Source organism: Desulforegulaceae bacterium (genome assembly GCA_034006035.1).
Lineage (GTDB): Bacteria > Desulfobacterota > Desulfobacteria > Desulfobacterales > JACKCP01 > JACKCP01.
Window position 1 is genome coordinate 1 of sequence record JAVETN010000012.1, and the last position, 17,456, is coordinate 17,456.

A 17,456-nucleotide genomic window follows, 5' to 3' on the forward strand; every position below is an offset into this window, starting at 1 on the left:
ATTTTGTAAGATGTTATCCCTGCGAAAGACAACAGGCTTTTTTTGATGCACATATTCATGGCTTTGCATTTTTCGGGGGAGTATTTCCTGTTTTAATTTATGACAATCTTACAACAGCAGTTCAAAAGTAACCGCTCAATAAACCCCATCTTCAAAACTATAAAAAGACCATTTATAATACAAGCCATAACAACCACAAAAATAAAGGCTTGTAACAATGAAACCAAAATCAAATCGCTCAAATGCAGATTTAAAAAACTTTTGGAAGACCCATATATCAAAATGGGAGATATCCGGTCTGACTCAGGCAGAGTATTGCAGAATAAACAATCTTAAAAATACCAGATTTACTTACTGGAAATTAAAATTTAAAAAAGAAAATCTTCCGCTCTCTGTTGTAGAAATAAGCCAGGCTTCAATAAATAAGGTTTTTAATATTAATAAAAACTCAATCATAACTTTGCATTCAAAATCAGGTTTTCACCTGAATATTCCTGATGATTTTTCCAGCGATACTTTAAAACAAATTCTTTTGGTTTTAAAGGAGGTATAATGCTTGAACTTGCAGCAGTTTTAAGAGTGTACCTGGTTCTTGGGGCAACAGATATGAGAAAATCAATAAATGGCTTAAGTCTTCTGGTGTCAGAGTATTTTAATCTTGACCCGTTTTCAGGGCATATGTTTGTGTTTTCCAATAAAAAGAGAAATATAGTTAAAATTTTATACTGGGATACAAACGGTTTTTGTCTTTGGCATAAAAGACTTGAAAAAGATTTTTTTAAATGGCCGTCTTCAAAAGAAGAAGTAATTTCAGTAGGAAAAAAAGAACTTATCTGGCTTATTCAAGGTTTAAATATTCATCAGACAGATGCCCATAAAAAATTAAAATATAAGGCTGTTTTTTAAACAAAACAGTTGTAATTTCGACTGGTTATGATATATTTTTTTTATGACTGCTACAGATAAAAAACATATAGAAACCGCTGATAGAACAGAAGAATTGATAAAATCTTTTTTGCTTAAAGAAGAGAAATATCTTTCAGAAATTGATCTTTTGAAGGAACAGATAAAACTTCTTAAAGCAGCTCTTTTTGGTAAAAAAAGTGAAAAAAAGCCTGTTGAAAACGACAGGCAGCTCACTTTTTTTGATTCCATAAAAGTTCTGCCTGAAAATATATTATCAGATGATGAAGAAATAGAAATAAAACCGCACACAAGAAAAAAACGTGGTCGTAAACCCATACCTGATAATTTACCAAGAGTGGAAGTAATCCACGATATAGACGAAAAAGATAAAAAATGTGAATGCGGATGTATGAAAAGCTGTATTGGTCGCGAAGAGTCTGAACAGCTGGATATTATTCCTGCAAAAATAAGAGTCATAAAAAATGTCCGTTTAAAATATGCATGCAAAGCCTGTGAAGGTGTTGAAAGTAATGGCCCCACAGTTATTACAGCACAAATGCCTGAGCAGATTATTCAAAAATGTATTGGAACTCCAGGACTTATTGCACATGTTCTTATAGCAAAGTTTGTAGATGCTCTTCCTTTTTATCGACAGGAAAAACAGTTTTCAAGGATTGGAGTAAAAATCCCCAGAGCAACCATGTGCAATTGGGCCCAAAAAATTGCAGACAGTTTTGATCTCTTGCTGGAGATAATGAGAAAAGAAATTTTATCAGGGCCTTTAATCAATATTGACGAAACTACAGTTCAGGTTATTAAAGAACCTGGAAGGTCAAGTCAGACAAAATCATACATGTGGGTATTTCAAGGAGGTCCTCCTGAAAAAACGTGTATAATTTTTGAATATCATCCTACACGTTCAGGCGATGCTGCATCAAAGTTTGTTAAAAATTATAAAGGCGTTGTGCAAACAGATGGATATGCCGGCTATAATTTTTTAGATAAACTTGAACATATTATACATGCAGGCTGTTTTGCACATTCACGCCGTAAATTTTGTGAAGTAATAAAAGCTGCAGGCAAATCTAAAGGCGGAATTAAAAAAAAAGGCTATGCTGACCAGGCTATAAATTACATACGCAAGCTTTATAAAATTGAAAAAGAAGCAAAGCTGGAAAATATTACGGGTGATGCTCTTTATAAATTAAGACAGGAAAAAACAAAACCTGTTCTGTCAGAATTTAAAGAATGGCTTGATGCTGTTTCCAAAATAACTCCGCCCACCGGACTGCTTGGAAAAGCAGTTAATTATACCTTAAATCAGTGGCACCGCCTTATTGCATATGCAGATACAAGCTGTGCTTCTCCTGACAATAATCTTGCAGAAAATGCTGTCCGTCCATTTGTTTTGGGCCGTAAAAACTGGCTTTTTTCCTATACTCCTGAAGGAGCATCTGCAAGTGCTGCATTATACAACATTATTGAAACTGCAAAAGCAAACAATATTGAGCCCTACTGGTATCTTCGCCATCTGCTGGAAAAACTTCCTGATGCACTTCATGAAGAAGATTATAAAGCTCTTCTTCCTCAATACATTAACAAAAATGTATTACCGGATATAAATTCTATTTCATAAATTTTTGGGTTTGAATAGATGGGGTTTATTGAGTGCTTACACCTAAAGTATAAACCTCGCAGGTTCCCAGGCTTTGATTTAGACTCGAACTCGTTGCGGGCTCGTTTCCCAAGCTCCAGCTTGGGAGTATAAGTAGCTGAAATAATAGGTTTATTTGTGCTGACCCATAGGTTTTGGAAAATCAGGCATCAAGGGTGTTAATGATTAAGACTGGAAATTTTTGGATAAATTATTTATAAAATAAAGTAAGTTTGATTAGCTGAAAAATAAGTGCTATTTTTTTTAGCAGTTATTTTCTATAATCTGTTTAAAAAAGATTAGAAAGAAAACAAGATCGTCCATGTCTGATTTGAATATAAAAAAAAGTTTTATCAATGCTGTTCTTGTTTTGTTTGTTTCAGTTGCAGCTCTTGGAATTTCTCTTTTTCTTTATATTTACTGGTTTGTAACAGTAAAACAAGGAATTATCGGTCTTTCTGAAAAATTTAATCTTCATAATGAATATATTTTCGGGCCGGAAACCTGGAGTGTAATTCTTATTCTTTCGCTTCTGGTTGCTTTGATTATTTTTGGACTTTTTGTGATTTATATTTATTTTCAAAAAATGTTTTTGCTTTACAGGCTCCAGAGAAATTTTTTTAGGGGTTTTACCCATGAGCTTAAAACACCTGTTACTTCAATTTCTCTTTATATAGATACATTCTCAAAGCATGAGCTGGATAGAAGCTCTCAACTTAAATATTTGGAATATATGCAAAAAGATGTAAAAAGGCTTTACTCTCAGATTCAAAGAATTTTAAATCTTGCAAGACTTGAAACTAAAATTGACAAACTGAGCTTTGATAGAGTTAATTTAGGTGATTTTATAAAAGAGACATATAATTCATATAGAAATATAAAAATGAACCTTGATCTTAAAGTTGAAGAAAAAGATATTAATATTGATATAGATAAAGGTCTTTTTCAAATGCTTTTAACCAATATTTTTAATAATGCCATAAAATATAATGATAATAAACCTAATTTAAAAGTAAGTTTTAAATTAAAAAAGAAAAAGTTGTTTGTGTTTTTTTCCGACAATGGAAAAGGTTTAAAAAAAAGGGAAAGTAAAAAAATATTCAGGCAGTTTTATCAAGTAGATAAAAATGAAAAAAAACAAGGAACCGGTCTTGGGCTTTATCTTTCGCAAATGATAGCAAAAAGGCATAAAGGAGTTTTATCCGCCAAAAGTGAAGGGCTGAATAAAGGAACAACAATTATTTTGGCTCTTAAGTTGAGGAATTAAAATGAAAAAAATCTTGGTAATTGAAGATGAGGTTCATATTGCAGATGGAATAAAACTTAATCTTGAGCTTTCAGGTTATCAATGTTTTATTGCAGATACAGGTTACCAAGGGTTGAAAATTTTTGAAGTGGAAAAACCTGATCTTGTTATTCTTGATTTGATGCTTCCAGATATTGATGGAATGGAAATTCTAAAATTTTTTAGGATTAAAAACAGGATTATGCCTGTGCTGATTTTATCTGCAAGGGGAGAAGTCGAAGACAGAAAGATCGGATTAAGTTTCGGCTGCGATGATTATATGTCAAAGCCTTTTGACCTTGAAGAACTTGAATTGAGAGTAAAAAGACTTTTATTTAGATACGAGAACACAAAGAATGAACAAAAGAACTTTCAGTTTGGAAAAAACATTATTGATTTTAAAATGAGGCAGGCTGTTACTAAAAACGAGAAAATTTCACTTACTGAACAGGAAATCAGCATTTTAAAATATCTTATTGATAACTCAGGTAAACCTGTAACAAGGGAGGAGATACTTATAAATGCCCTTGGCTATGAGGTTGATGTACAAAGCCGTACAATTGATAATTTTATAGTAAGATTTAGAAAATATTTTGAAAAAAACCCAAAAAAGCCAAGTTTTTTTAAAAGTATAAGGTCTGTTGGATATATGTTTGATCCAGAAGAAAAGAATTAATTATCAAACCTGTTGAGGTAAACAACCATACTTCCGCTTGCCTTCATGGAAATATTCTCCCATTTGTAAGCCAGCACTTTTTTTTCATTAATCATTTCTTTTACCAAATCTTCTGTTAATTGTGGGATAACCGCACCAAATTCAGAATGTTTACCTTTACCTGTTATAATTTTTAATGTGAAATAGCCTTCCTTAAATGAGGATAGAATAAAGTTTTCAAGCTTGAGTTTTGCTTGGATAAAAGTAAACCCATGAAGATCAAGGGTCAGTTCGGGTAGGGGATATCTTGAAAGCCTTTTCTCCAGTGAGATAGGTTTTGATTGAGGTGCTCCTTGTTTTTTTGCATTTAAAAAAGCCCTCTCATTGTCTGCTGGGTGTTTTATTAATTTTTTTTCTTTAGTTGAAATAAAAAAGTCATTTAAGTCAGATGCTTTTCTTATAATCTTAATACCGTGTTTGTTTTTTAAACTTGAGGTAATTGTTTTTTTCTTTTTGATCTTAGGCTTTACAGGAGTTGGCTTGACTTTCTTTTTACCTGTTTGTTGAAATTTAGGGTTTTTGAAAGCTTCTTCCAGGTTTTTTTCGTTATCAATAATAGGAATTTGATTTTTATTTGTCTGGATAGTTTTTTGTTTTTGAATTTTTTTAGGTCTAAAGTGTTTTTCTTTTTTTGGTCCATAATCCTTAGTTTTTTCAGAATTTTTATCTAAAATTAAATTTTCAGATTCTTGAATAAATTCTTTAAATTCTTTGTCTGAAATGATAGGAATTGATGTTTTTAGTAGGTTTTTTTTGTTTTCGTAAGGTTTCATTCCTTTAGAAATAATTTGTTCTTTTTTGTGAAAGGGAAGTTTTTTTCTTATTAATTTAAGTATATTTTTTTTCATAATTATCAAATGCTGTCAAAGTTTCCTGCTAGTATTTCTCTTGGTTTGGATCCCTGGGCAGGGCCTACAATATTATCTCTTTCCATATATTCAATTATTCTGGCAGCTCTGTTAAAGCCAATCCTTAAATGCCTTTGAACAGCTGAGATTGAAGATTGCCTTGTGCTTGTAACAAATTGAACAGCCCGGTCATAAAGGGGGTCGTAATCATCATCTGGGTATGATTCATTTTCAGTTTCAAAGTTTTCGGTCACATCATCAATATATTCAGGTTCCATTTGGCTTTTAAGAAAATCAATAACATTTGTAACTTCTTTTTCAGAAATATATGCTCCGTGGAGCCTTCTGATTCTTGAAGTTCCCGGAGGAAGAAAAATCATATCACCATTTCCAAGAAGGGCTTCAGCTCCGTTTGTGTCAAGGATTGTTCTTGAATCTGTTTTTGAAGAAACCTGAAATGATATTCTTGTGGGAAAGTTTGCTTTTATTACCCCTGTAAGTACATCAACAGAGGGTCTTTGTGTTGCAAGGATAAGATGAATTCCAGAAGCCCTTGCCATCTGGGCAAGTCTTGCAAGTGCAGTTTCAACATCTCTTGAAGACACCATCATCAGATCTGCAAGTTCATCAATTATTATTACAATATAAGGGAGCTTTTCTTCAGAAACAGCATTATATTGAGCTATGTTTCTTACTTTTTCCATTGAAAGGAGATCGTATCTTTGCTCCATTTCGTTTACTGCCCAGTTAAGTGCATTTGTGGCTTTTTTCATATCAGTTACAACTGGGGTGATAAGATGTGGAATGTCATTATAGAGTGAAAGTTCAATTCTTTTTGGATCAATCATTAAAAGCTTAACTTCCTCAGGTGAACATTTGTACAAAAGGCTTGTTATCATTGAGTTTAGACAGACACTTTTACCGGTTCCTGTAGCTCCGGCTATAAGTAAATGGGGCATTTTCGAAAGATCTGAAACAAAAGGATTTCCATCTATATCCTTTCCTAAGCATAAAGGCAGTCCACCCTTGGTTGTTTCAAAAACTTCAGACTCAATAATTTCTCTTATTCTTACTATTTCTCTTTTTTTATTTGGAACTTCAATTCCAATGACATTTTTTCCGGGGATAGGTGCTACTATTCTTACACTTAAAGCACTTAATGCAAGGGCAATATCATTTTCTAGATTAACAATTTTGCTTATTTTTATCCCTGGAGCAGGTTTGTATTCAAAAGTTGTTATTACAGGGCCCGGAGCAATTTCTTTTACTTCCCCTTTAATGGAAAAGTCCTCAAGTTTTTTTTCTAGCTTTCTTGCCTGATCCTTGAGAAATTTTGTATCAATATCTTCAGTTTCTCTTGAGGGAGGAATCAAAAAATCAGCAACTGGTCTTGCTGTATACGAGTTTTTCGATTTTAAGACACTGGGCTTTTGAGCTTTCTTGTCTATTTTCCAACCTTCTTTTTCACTGATTTCTTTTTCTTTTATATGGGTACTTTGAAAAGTTTCTTTTATTGGTGAATCATTTTTTAAAACCAGAGAGTTGTTTTCGTTATTTTTTAAATCTTCATTTTGCTTTTGGCTGATAGGTTCTTCTTTGTCCTTTCTATGGCTTTGTCTTATAAGAGGCTCTTTTTTATCTTTAAACACTATTTTTTCTATGGTGGTATCAGCCAAACTTTCTAGTGAATCAAGTTTTTCTGTTACAGAATCAATAAGGTTTTCATATTTTATTTTAGCTTCTATATATTTTTTTGAAATACTTAAGCCTGCAAGTATGAGAGCAGGCATGGCATTTGATGTGAGGTGACTTTTTGGCATGTTATTAAAAGCACGATTGATTTCTTTTAAAATCATACCCTCAACCTGCTTTGGGTTTTTCACCTTGTCTTCTGCTTTAAATTTATATTTTGAACCAGCTAAGCTTATTTCTATTATTCTATTGTCATCGGAAAGATTGTTGCTTTGCATGTTTAAATTCCCAAACTAAGATTTTAAAGAGTTATTTTTAACATTAAAGAGTAGTTATATCAAGGGTAGAACAGGGTTAGTGAAATCATCAGATTTAAACTATGATTTCCAATTAGAAACTCTTTGCAGATTTTTTATTAAAAGGTATTCTTTTATAAAATATAAAAACTAAAAGGAGAAAAAGTTTTGGCAGAATATAAAAGGATTTATTTAAAGGATTATAAGGCGTTTGAATACGAAATTCCAAGGGTTGATTTATGGATAGATTTTTTTAACGATAAAACAATTGTTAGATCAAGACTTGAAGTTTTTTCAAAAAGCCATGGAAAAGAGCTTCCCCCCCTTGTATTAAAAGGTGAAGAACTTGAAACAATAAGTCTTCTTATTGACTCAAAACCTCCTTTAGCAAAAGAATTTGAAATTAAAGAAAAAGAACTTGTTGTTTATCCTGAAAAAAAGAATTTTACAGTGGAAACTGTTTGTGAAATTCATCCTGAAAAAAACACCTCCCTTGAGGGTATTTATAAATCAGAAGGTTTTTTTTGCAGTCAGTGTGAAGCTGAGGGTTTTAGAAAAATAACCTGGCATCCTGACAGACCTGATGTATTATCTGAGTTTACCTGTACTATTACAGGTGACTTGAAAAAGTTTCCTGTTTTATTATCCAATGGAAATCCTGTGAGCAAAGGATCTTTTTTCGATGGTAGACATTTTGTAAAATGGGAGGATCCTTTTTTAAAGCCATCCTATCTTTTTGCAGTAGTTGCAGGCGATCTTTATTGTGTTGAAGACAATTACAAGACTATCTCAGGGAGAAATGTTTTATTAAAATTTTTTACAGAGCCGGAAAATAAAAACAAGTGTTTTTATTCAATTGATTCCCTAAAAAAAGCAATGAAATGGGATGAAGATGTTTTTTCAAGGGAATATGATCTTGATATTTATATGATTGTAGCAGTGAGAGCTTTTAATATGGGTGCAATGGAAAACAAAGGACTTAATATTTTTAACTCAAATTATGTTCTTGCAGATGAGACTACAGGAACTGACGATGATTTTTATAATATTGAGTCTGTTGTGGCGCATGAATATTTTCATAATTGGACTGGAAATAGAGTTACTTTGGCAAATTGGTTTCAATTATGTCTTAAAGAAGGACTTACTGTTTTCAGGGATCAGCTTTTTTCCTCAGAGCAAGGGCATGGACCTAGTTCAAGAATAAAAGATGTAAGAATGCTTAAATCAAGGCAATTCCCTGAAGATTCAGGTCCTTTTTCACATCCTGTAAGGCCTGAATCCTATTTGGAAATGAATAACTTTTACACTGCTACAGTCTATGAAAAAGGCGCAGAAATAATAAGGATGATTTATCATTGGCTGGGTAGAAAAGAGTTTTTAAAGGGGATGAACCTTTATTTTGAAAAATATGATTTAAAGGCAGTAACCTGTGAAGATTTTATTGATACAATGTCAAAATCTTCAGGCAGGGATCTTTTTGAATTTATGAGATGGTATGAGCAAAGCGGGACACCTTTTGTAAAATTTGATTTTAATTATTTTGAAGATTCTAAAAAATTAAAGATTCATGCTTTCCAGGAAACTAAAGAAACACCTGGACAAAAAGGAAAAAAACTTTTTCCCATACCTGTTAAAACAGCTTTTTTTGATGAAAATGGGAATCAGCTTGAATTTTTGCTTAAAGGGGAAAAGTTTCCAAAAAAGGAAGCTGTTTTTCTTTTAACTAAAAAAAACAATGAATTTGTGGTTGAAGGAATTTGCAAGAAACCGGTGGTATCTGTTTTAAGAGATTTTTCTGCTCCTGTTCGTTTTGATGCTGGATATAACCTTTTGGATGATCTTTTTTTAATGTCCTATGATACAGACCCTTTTAATCGATGGGAAGCATCACAAAGAGCAGTTTTTAAGTTGATGGGAAAAACTTATTTATCTTTTGATAAAAATGAAAAACCTGATTTAGATGAAAAATTCTTTGAAGGCCTTTTATCTATAATAAAAGACAAAGTATCTGACAAATCACTTCTTGGAGAGATTTTGACTTTCCCTTTAGAAGCAGATATTTGTGAGGAGCTCCTAAGCTGGGGTATTAAAATAAAACCTTGGGTGATATCCAAGTCTTATTTGTTTTTTTTAACTGAAATTGCAAAAAAATTTGAAAAAGAATTTTTCAATCTTATCAAGGAAAATATGGGAAAAGCCTATTCTTTTTCAAAAGAAGAAATGTCTAAAAGAAAGCTTAAAAATTCTGCTTTAATTTTTCTTTCAAAGCTCGATTATAGTGATTTTATTTATGAAATGTATAAAAAAGCTGATAATATGACAGATATTATTTCCTGTTTAAAAGCTCTTGCTTCCTATGAAAATGAAAAATCAGATCTTGCCTTAAAAGATTTTTATAAGAAGTGGAAAAATGATCCTGTTGTAATTGATAAATGGTTTTCTGTTCAGGCTGGGAGCTATGGTGAAAACACCTATGAAAAGGTTGTTGAGCTTATAAAACATCCTCTTTTTTCAGTAAAAAATCCAAATAGATTAAGAGCTGTTGTTGGAGTTTATTCAAATAATTTTTCAAAATTTCATAGAAAAGACGGACAAGGGTACAAGTTTGTTACAGATTATATAATAAAACTTTCATCAATAAACCCTCAAATTGCAGCAAGGCTGGTATCTTTTTTAAGTAATTTTAAAAACTTTGAACCTAAGACTTCAGAAAAGATGAAGGAAAATCTTAAAAGAATTTATAAGAAAAAAAATCTTTCAAAAGATGTTTATGAAATGGTCTCTAGGGCTTTGAGTTAAATATTCTATTTGAAATAAAACCTTAGCTGAGTTTAAAACCAGCCTGTTTTTAAAAGATATGGAATTGATAAAATAAACAAATTGCCTGTTATATGAATTGTAGATGGAACAAAAATATTTTTTGTATACTCATAGGAACAAGCAAAAACAACTCCTCCTGTAAACTGGATAATAGGAATTGAGCTCTGGTTTAAATGGAAAAAAGAAAAAATTAAAGAGCTTAGAAATACTGAAACAATTATTTTTCCATTTTGTCTTAAAAAATTGTACAAAATTCCCCTGAACAAAAGTTCTTCTACAATTGGACCTATAAGTCCTCCTGCAGCTAAAAGAAGAATCAGATTTTTAAAGTCAGGACTAAGAGGGGAATTAAATAAATAAAAAATATTAAAATTAAAAAAAAAATTTAAGAAGAAATATATTAGGAAAAACAAAATCCCTAAGAAAAAAGAGAGGTAAACTCCTTTTTTTATACCATCTTGGATGTAGTTTTTTTTCAAAAACCAGTTTACTTTTTTTACTGAATAAAAAAAATATCCAAGGATTAATAAGTCAAGAGCTCTTAAAATTAGGGTAATTGACAGATTGGAAAAATTTTTAACTGCCTGAGGTACAAAAAGTTCAATTAAAAAAAAAAGCCCAAAAATTATTGAAATTTCATAACCATTTATTTTAAAAGAATTTTTTTCCCGTAGTTGTAGGCATACCATTGGACATACCAGTCTTTTATTTTATAATAATCAGAGTTAAGAAATTCAGAGGCCATTTTGTAGTGTTTTTCATAAAAGGGGCTTATTGTCCCTATTCTTTGATAGGCTTTGCATCTTACATTTATATTATCATCCCTTGTTTTTTTTATTATTTTATCAAGGTCTTTAGGGGTTTTTATAGGAAAATTAAGTACTGCCCAATATCTTTCCGCATCATAGGATGAATTTAGGTTTTTGTCGGAGACAGGGAATTTAATCTTGTTTTGATAGATATATTTAAGTGCATTTATTCTTTTAAATTTGTTGGTTGAATTAATTTCTTTTTCAATTGTCAGTTTCTCATTGAAAGAGGAGTTAAAGACAGGAAATAAAACAAGATAAAGTATTAAAATAAATGAAACTGAAGTAGATATTTCAGAGGTTTTATTACTGAATATAAGTTTGAACAAAGTTTTTAAAAAGATTGAAAAACTAAAGATCAGTAAAATTGGAAGAAAAATAACAAATCCAACAATGGTTATTTTAATTAAAAAAGGACTTTGTTGTTTTTCTGCGATTTTAATTATAATTTTATCAGTGTCTGAAAGAAAAGATTTGCAATCAAAGTCAAGTTCAAGGTTTTTAGTTTTGAGATTAACTTTGTTTTTAAATTTGAATATTTTAATATCTTTTTTTACATTTTTATTTTTAAGGTGAAAATAATTATATTTTTCAAGGACTGATTCAAGGTGTTTTTGTTCTGAGTGGTTAAATCCAATCAGCTGAGCTGTTTTAAGCTGTTTTTTTAAGGGTGATTTAATAATTTCAGCTGGATAAAGGGTGAATTTGTAGTAAAAATTATTTATTGCCTTTCCAAAAGAATTTGTTAAAAGGACTTTATCTCTGAAATCTGAAAAAAAACTGTTTCCATTATATAAAAAAGGAATGATAGCCAGGGCAATTATGGGTAAAATATATATTTTGGTAAAATATATATTTGGCTTAAGCTTTATGGTTAAAAAAAAGGATAAAATTCCAATCAAAATATTGGCAAAATAGTCGCCAAGCAAGTATCCAATAAGGATTAAGAGGAAAATATAAAATATTATTAGAAAAGTTTTTAGTTTGTTTTTTGATTTGGAATATAAAAAACCTAAAAAAACACCTGTAAAGGTAAAAAACACCCCAGCGGTAAATGTAAAGAAAACAGCCGAAAAAAATCCAGTGGAAAACATTTCAAGCCCTTTTGCCGCAAGGCCAGCAGGGCTTATTAAAATGTTGTTTTCAATTTTTAGGGCCTTTGATTTTTCTAAAAGTTCCTTGTTTGATAAAAATATAAAAATTGTCCACAATATATGGGCTGTAAAAAGAGAAGGTAGAAAAATTAAAAACAATTTGTTTTTTGTTTTATCTACCTGAGTCAAGGTAGTTGTCCTTTAGAGTTGAATAATATTCTGCTGTTTTTTTTATAAGCTCTAAAATATTTTCATCAAGGCGTTTTTTGATTTTTGCAGGAGCACCTGCTGCAAGTGAAAATTCCTCTATAATTGTGTTTTCAAGAACAATTGCCCCTGCAGCAATTATAGAGCCTTTTTTTATAACAGCATTGTTCATTATTATTGCTCCCATTCCAATTAGAACATCATCCTCAATTGTACAGCCGTGGACCACAGCATTGTGTCCTATAGTTACATTGTTTCCAATTGTGAGAGGAGATTTATGGTCACAATGCAAAACAGAATTGTCTTGAATGTTTGTATTTTCTCCTATGGTGATCTTGTCCATATCAGCTCTTATCACTGTGTTAAACCAGACAGAAGAGTTTTTCCCAATCAATGCATTACCTATAATTACCGAACCTTTAGCTATGAATACATTTTCTTTTATTTCTGGTTTTGTTTTAGCAAATGATAAAATATTCAATCAGATTCTCCTTTAAAATAATTGTTTAAAAAGCTTAAATACTAAGTGTAGAAATTTGTTTGACGAACAGTGTTTGTGGTTGTAAAGTATTTTTATGCATTAGCTGTATTCAATTTTATACCATAAAATAGAGTTGATGATAATTTAAAAATTAAAGAGGCCTCTTTTTCAGGAGGAGTCTTAAATTAAGATATTTATTAAAATTTAAACTTAAGGGGTGTTTAGCTTATGTCAGGAAAACCTGATGCAAGGATTCAGTTATTAGAATTCAAGGCAATCAGCTATGCAATCTCAACCTATGAAGATTTAAGTCTTCTTCATAGACATCTTGTAGAAGGTGTTTGCAGTGCTTTTCGGATCAAGGCATGTTCAATAAAGCTTTACGATGATCGCGAAAAAGAGCTGATCAGGGTTGCAAGTAGTGGATTCAGCCGTAATTATTTAAAAAATGAGCCAATGATTGTTCAGGGAGAAAATCAGGACTGTCTTAATGGTGCGGTTATTTATTATGAGGATTTAAGAACTGATAAAAGACTGATTAACCCTGAAGCAGCTGAAAAAGAAGGGATTGTATCTATGCTTGCTGTCCCTATTCAATATGGGTCGGCAGTACTTGGGATACTTTATATGTGCCATGATAAACCTTGGATTCTTCATGATGATGATCTTGATGCATTTACTGTTTTTACAAGACATCTTGGATTGAGAATTGAATACACAGGTTTAAGAAACTTTTTCGAAACAGTTAAGGCTGCTGCAGGAAACCTTCCTTTAAGAATGATTGGAGAAGTTGTTTAATGACAAAAGTTCATCTGGTGTATGATACCAGTGATTTTTTTGCCATAAAAGCAGGTGATGTTTTAGTCCTGGATGGTAGAGAATTTGAGGTTACAGGAAACGAAAAAGAAAGAAGGTTTGGAGTTGAAGATCCTAAATTCTGGGTAAAAAGAGTTATTGAGACAGAAACAGGTGAAAGGAAACTGGCAAAACTTACTTATTTAGAAAGCTTCATCACTTCAATGGGAGGAGCAAAAATAAAGTGTTTCAGAAATCCGGCAAAAGAAGGTAAAATTATTGAGCTTATAAAAGGGCATCCTTATTTTATGCAGGGAGAAGTTTTCTGGGATACTAAAAATAACAATATCAGAGTCCTTGATATTGTCAGGGGAACTAATTTTTTTGTTTTTATGGAGCAGTATCAGAGGATGCCCCATGAAAAATATTTTAATGAAATTCTTCCTCAAATTCTTGAAAACCTTGTAAAAGCCTTTGATGCAATTAAAATTCTTCATATAAATGGATTCAAGCATGGTGACATAAGAAATGATCATATTATAGTTGAAAGAAAAACAGGAAATTATGTCTGGATAGATTTTGATTATGATTATGATTCTCCTGAAAATCCATTTGGCCTTGATTTGTTCGGTATGGGAAATATTCTTCTTTATGCTGTAGGCAAAGGGTTTCATAATCTTTATATGATAAAAAACGATACATACACTTATGGAGATTTTTTTGGAAAAGTTGAAAGAGGTGATTTTTCTCTTTTAGACAGGAGCAGGTTTGTAAATTTAAGAAAATTATATCCCTATATTCCAAGAATGCTCAATAACATCCTGCTTCACTTTTCCATAGGAGCCCCAATTTATTACGAATTTGTTGATGAAATACTTGAATCCCTTAAGGGATATTTGGAATCCCTGTAAATTAGGAGGAAGTTTTGAAAAATAAAATCCTTGTACCGGTTAACAACTATGAAACTTCCAAGGCAGTTTTAGACTATCTTATCGGGTTAAATCTCTGTCCGGATAAGTCTGAGATTACTCTTTTGCACATCTTACGTATCCCTTCGGGTGGTGAGGAGCTTATGGGTAAAAAATATATGGAAAATGAACCCGAAAAAATTAAAGCCATGATGATTGAATCAAAAGAAGATCTTATTAATGCTGGTTTTTTTGAATCAGCAATTAATAATGAAGTGGTGCTGGGAAAGTTTTCTACGGTTGCAGACGGAATAATTGACTATTTTAAAAATAATCATTATACAATGGTTGTTATTGGAAGAAAAAAATTGTCAAAAGCTGAAGAATTTGTTTTGGGTGATGTGAGTATTAAGCTTGTAAGGGCATTGGAAAACACAGCTGTAGTTGTTGTTAAGACAATTTAATTTGCTGGGAATTAAAAATTTGGGGTTGTTTTTGCTTAAGATTCTAGCTTAAACTTAAAAATTTCCTAAAATTTATTTAGTTAAGCCAGTATTTTCTGTTACTGAAACAAAATTCTGGCTTTTAGTAAACCATCAAGTGTTTTTTTATTGTTAAGCTTTTTATCTTTAATAGATATTTTTTTAAGTTACAGAATTAAATCTTCTATAAAATCAACTAGTTGATTGAGGTTTTGACAGGGTCTTACTTCGTTTACATGTGCCTTGTAGGTATACATTTCACTGTCCCCTGTGTCCCAGCTGTTAAGCGGTTCCGGGTTGAGCCAAATTATCCTTCTGCATTTTGCTCTTATTTCTTCAAGGATTTCGGCGTGTGGATTCATATAGTTGGACCTGGCATCTCCAATAATAATAAGAGTTGTTTTAGAGTTCAGCTCATGCATATGATTTGTTTTAAAATCATCTAAAGTTGTTCCGTAGTCGGTGGGGACATCATATTCAATATCAGCTTCAGACATTATTTTGTCTATGGCATCGTTGACTTCATTATTGTCAAAAATATCTGTAACATCACATACTTCTGCAACAAAAACATAGCTTTTTACTCTTGAGAAACAGTCCTGAAGGGAAAAAAGAATATTTAGCATAAATCTTGCCGCTGACCATACTGAGCCTGAAATATCGCAAAGGGTAACAATTTTTCCTTTTCTCAGGGGCTTGTCTTTAAAATGTATATTAATAGGTATTCCCTGGAATTTATTGGCATCCTTTAAGGTTTTTTTAATATCAAGCGTGCCTTTTTTTCTGGACACAAATCTTCTTGAAGCAATATCTTTTAGTTTTCTAACAAGTTCTTCGATTACATCTCTTGTGAGTTCAACTTCATGAGGACTGAGGTTTGCAAAAGGGATTTCACCAATGTTTTTGTATTTTTTGTCTGTGTTTTTAACGGCTTTAAGGCCTATATTATCAGGCCTTGGTTCCTTTGTTAAAATTTCGTATGCTTTGTCCAGGAGACTTGCAAAATGTTTTTCAACATTTTCTTTTGATTCAGGCTCAGCGTTTTCTCCAAAGCCGTTGACAAGCTCTAAAGTCCTGCTTCTTAACTTGTTTATTTTAAGCATTACTTCAAGTCTTAGTGCAAGCTGTCCCATATTGGATTTCAAGGCTGCCTGATGCTTTTCCATTCTATTGTGAATATCTGTTATTTCTCCAAGATAGTCCTGGGGATCTCCTGATAAAAACTCCATTAAAACATCAAATAAAGGATCTTTTTGATCCAGGGCAAAATCCTTAAGAGATTGAAGTACTTTGTTTTTAATCTCGGTATCTTCATTTTGATCTGAATCTATTTGAATATTCATTTCATGGAAATAAAGATCGTATAAAGCTTCAAATCGAGGACTGTCTCTTTGTGTTTTGACAAAATTAGTTTTTAATACAGTTTTAAAACTAGGTTCGTCTGTAGGATCAATCAGCTTTAAATGCTCAACACAATCAAGGGTTTGAGCTGTGGAAATATAAAAATTTGCCGCCCTGCAGCAGGCAGTGAATTTCAAAATTATTTCAAGCATTATTTTACTAAACTTTCAATGTTTTTTCTTACAAGATCTTCATCTCTTTTATATTTACAAATTACATTAAGAGTATCACTTAACACTTCAGGTGTAATTTCATCTATGCCAAGTGCAAGAAGAGCTTTTGCCCAGTCAAGAGTTTCTGAAATACAGGGCTTTTTCTTAAGGTCCATTTTTCTTAAGTTGCCTATTGTTTCAACAAGCTTATTAAGAAGATCTTTTTTTATTCCTGGCACTTTCATTTCAACAATTTCGCGTTCTGTGTGGAGCTCAGGGTAGTCAATATACAAATGTACACATCTTCTTTTCAGAGCATCACTCATGTCACGATAGTTGTTTGATGTCAAAAAAACAAAAGGTATTGTTTTTGCCTTCATTGTTCCTATTTCAGGGATGGTTATCTGATAATCACTTAAAAGCTCAAGTAGAAAGGCTTCAAACTCAGGGTCTGATTTGTCAACTTCATCAATCAGAAGGACAACAGGGTTGTCAGATGTAATCGCCCTTAAAAGGGGTCTTGGCTGAATAAATTTTTCAGAGAAAAAAGCATCTTCTTGACTTGCTATTTTATCTACGGCTTCACCTATTGTTAAAACATCGGTTATGAGGTGATCTATTTTGTCTTTTACCATTTGGGTGTAAAGAAGCTGCTTTGCGTATTCCCACTCATAAAGAGCTTTTGTTTCATCCAAACCCTCATAACACTGCAATCTTATAAGATCTCTTCCCATGCATCTTGATACTGCTTTTGCAAGTTCAGTTTTTCCAACCCCTGCAGGCCCTTCAACCAAAACTGGTTTTTGAGTTGCCTGGGCCAGAAAAATCACAGTTGAAATTTCTCTTGAGGGTATATAATTTGAAGACTCAAGTCTTTCTTGAACATCTTCAATACTTTTAAAATCCATTTT

General features: G+C 31.9%; 16 protein-coding genes. 9 read left to right on the forward strand and 7 right to left on the reverse strand.

Annotated elements, in window-relative coordinates; genetic code table 11:
* The first annotated feature begins 217 nt into the window (after positions 1-217).
* The 5 genes from RBR53_09365 (at position 218) to RBR53_09385 (ending at position 4,521) form a co-directional block, all read left to right on the forward strand.
* Positions 218-553 carry an IS66 family insertion sequence element accessory protein TnpB gene (locus tag RBR53_09365; GenBank protein MDY0132867.1) on the forward strand — a complete coding sequence of 112 codons (336 nt, stop codon included), beginning with the start codon at positions 218-220 and terminating at the stop codon, positions 551-553.
* Complete coding sequence (gene tnpB, locus RBR53_09370) at positions 553-906, forward strand: IS66 family insertion sequence element accessory protein TnpB (protein ID MDY0132868.1); 354 nt, start codon at positions 553-555, stop codon at positions 904-906. The genes RBR53_09365 and tnpB overlap by 1 nt, the downstream gene beginning before the upstream one ends.
* Before the next feature lie 43 nt (positions 907-949).
* Entirely contained in the window at positions 950-2,542 is a 1,593-nt protein-coding gene (locus RBR53_09375) for an IS66 family transposase (protein MDY0132869.1), read from the forward strand.
* A 340-nt stretch (positions 2,543-2,882) separates the two neighbouring features.
* On the forward strand, positions 2,883-3,827 hold the full coding sequence (locus RBR53_09380; protein MDY0132870.1) for a HAMP domain-containing sensor histidine kinase: 945 nt from the start codon (positions 2,883-2,885) through the stop codon (positions 3,825-3,827).
* Position 3,828: 1 nt separating this feature from the next.
* Positions 3,829-4,521: a response regulator transcription factor gene (locus tag RBR53_09385; GenBank protein ID MDY0132871.1), complete on the forward strand. Its 693-nt coding sequence runs from the start codon at positions 3,829-3,831 to the stop codon at positions 4,519-4,521.
* Here RBR53_09385 and RBR53_09390 read toward each other — a convergent pair.
* The gene (locus RBR53_09390) at positions 4,518-5,408 is read right to left on the reverse strand and encodes a Smr/MutS family protein (GenBank protein ID MDY0132872.1); all 891 of its coding nucleotides are present in this window, start codon (positions 5,406-5,408) and stop codon (positions 4,518-4,520) included. The genes RBR53_09385 and RBR53_09390 overlap by 4 nt on opposite strands.
* A gap of 5 nt (positions 5,409-5,413) precedes the next feature.
* Positions 5,414-7,378: a DNA translocase FtsK gene (locus RBR53_09395; GenBank protein ID MDY0132873.1), complete on the reverse strand. Its 1,965-nt coding sequence runs from the start codon at positions 7,376-7,378 to the stop codon at positions 5,414-5,416.
* Positions 7,379-7,564: 186 nt separating this feature from the next.
* On the opposite strand from RBR53_09395, the gene pepN reads away from it, so the two are divergent.
* Positions 7,565-10,195, forward strand: a complete 2,631-nt coding sequence (pepN, locus tag RBR53_09400; protein MDY0132874.1) for an aminopeptidase N — start codon at positions 7,565-7,567, stop codon at positions 10,193-10,195.
* 32 nt (positions 10,196-10,227) lie between these two features.
* Here pepN and RBR53_09405 read toward each other — a convergent pair whose 3' ends face one another.
* Genes RBR53_09405 through RBR53_09415 form a run of 3 tightly spaced genes read right to left on the reverse strand, consistent with a single transcriptional unit; the run spans position 10,228 to position 12,807 of the window.
* Positions 10,228-10,905 carry a type II CAAX endopeptidase family protein gene (locus RBR53_09405; protein ID MDY0132875.1) on the reverse strand — a complete coding sequence of 226 codons (678 nt, stop codon included), beginning with the start codon at positions 10,903-10,905 and terminating at the stop codon, positions 10,228-10,230.
* On the reverse strand, positions 10,863-12,308 hold the full coding sequence (locus RBR53_09410) for a hypothetical protein (protein ID MDY0132876.1): 1,446 nt from the start codon (positions 12,306-12,308) through the stop codon (positions 10,863-10,865). Before RBR53_09410 ends, RBR53_09405 begins: the two co-directional genes overlap by 43 nt.
* Positions 12,292-12,807, reverse strand: coding sequence for a gamma carbonic anhydrase family protein (locus RBR53_09415; GenBank protein MDY0132877.1), 516 nt, complete (start codon positions 12,805-12,807; stop codon positions 12,292-12,294). Before RBR53_09415 ends, RBR53_09410 begins: the two co-directional genes overlap by 17 nt.
* A gap of 228 nt (positions 12,808-13,035) precedes the next feature.
* Between RBR53_09415 and RBR53_09420 the strand changes: the two genes are divergently transcribed.
* Genes RBR53_09420 through RBR53_09430 form a run of 3 tightly spaced genes read left to right on the forward strand, consistent with a single transcriptional unit; the run spans position 13,036 to position 14,974 of the window.
* Positions 13,036-13,605, forward strand: a complete 570-nt coding sequence (locus RBR53_09420; GenBank protein MDY0132878.1) for a GAF domain-containing protein — start codon at positions 13,036-13,038, stop codon at positions 13,603-13,605.
* Positions 13,605-14,513, forward strand: a complete 909-nt coding sequence (locus RBR53_09425; GenBank protein MDY0132879.1) for a protein kinase — start codon at positions 13,605-13,607, stop codon at positions 14,511-14,513. Before RBR53_09420 ends, RBR53_09425 begins: the two co-directional genes overlap by 1 nt.
* Positions 14,514-14,527: 14 nt before the next feature.
* Positions 14,528-14,974 (forward strand): universal stress protein, encoded by a 447-nt coding sequence (locus RBR53_09430; GenBank protein MDY0132880.1) that lies wholly within the window; start codon positions 14,528-14,530, stop codon positions 14,972-14,974.
* A 185-nt stretch (positions 14,975-15,159) separates the two neighbouring features.
* Here the strand turns inward: RBR53_09430 and RBR53_09435 are convergent, their stop codons facing one another.
* A complete protein-coding gene (locus tag RBR53_09435; protein MDY0132881.1) occupies positions 15,160-16,545 on the reverse strand; it encodes a VWA domain-containing protein in 1,386 nt (461 codons plus the stop codon).
* Positions 16,545-17,453, reverse strand: coding sequence for a MoxR family ATPase (locus tag RBR53_09440; GenBank protein MDY0132882.1), 909 nt, complete (start codon positions 17,451-17,453; stop codon positions 16,545-16,547). Before RBR53_09440 ends, RBR53_09435 begins: the two co-directional genes overlap by 1 nt.
* Between the last annotated feature and the right edge of the window lie 3 nt (positions 17,454-17,456).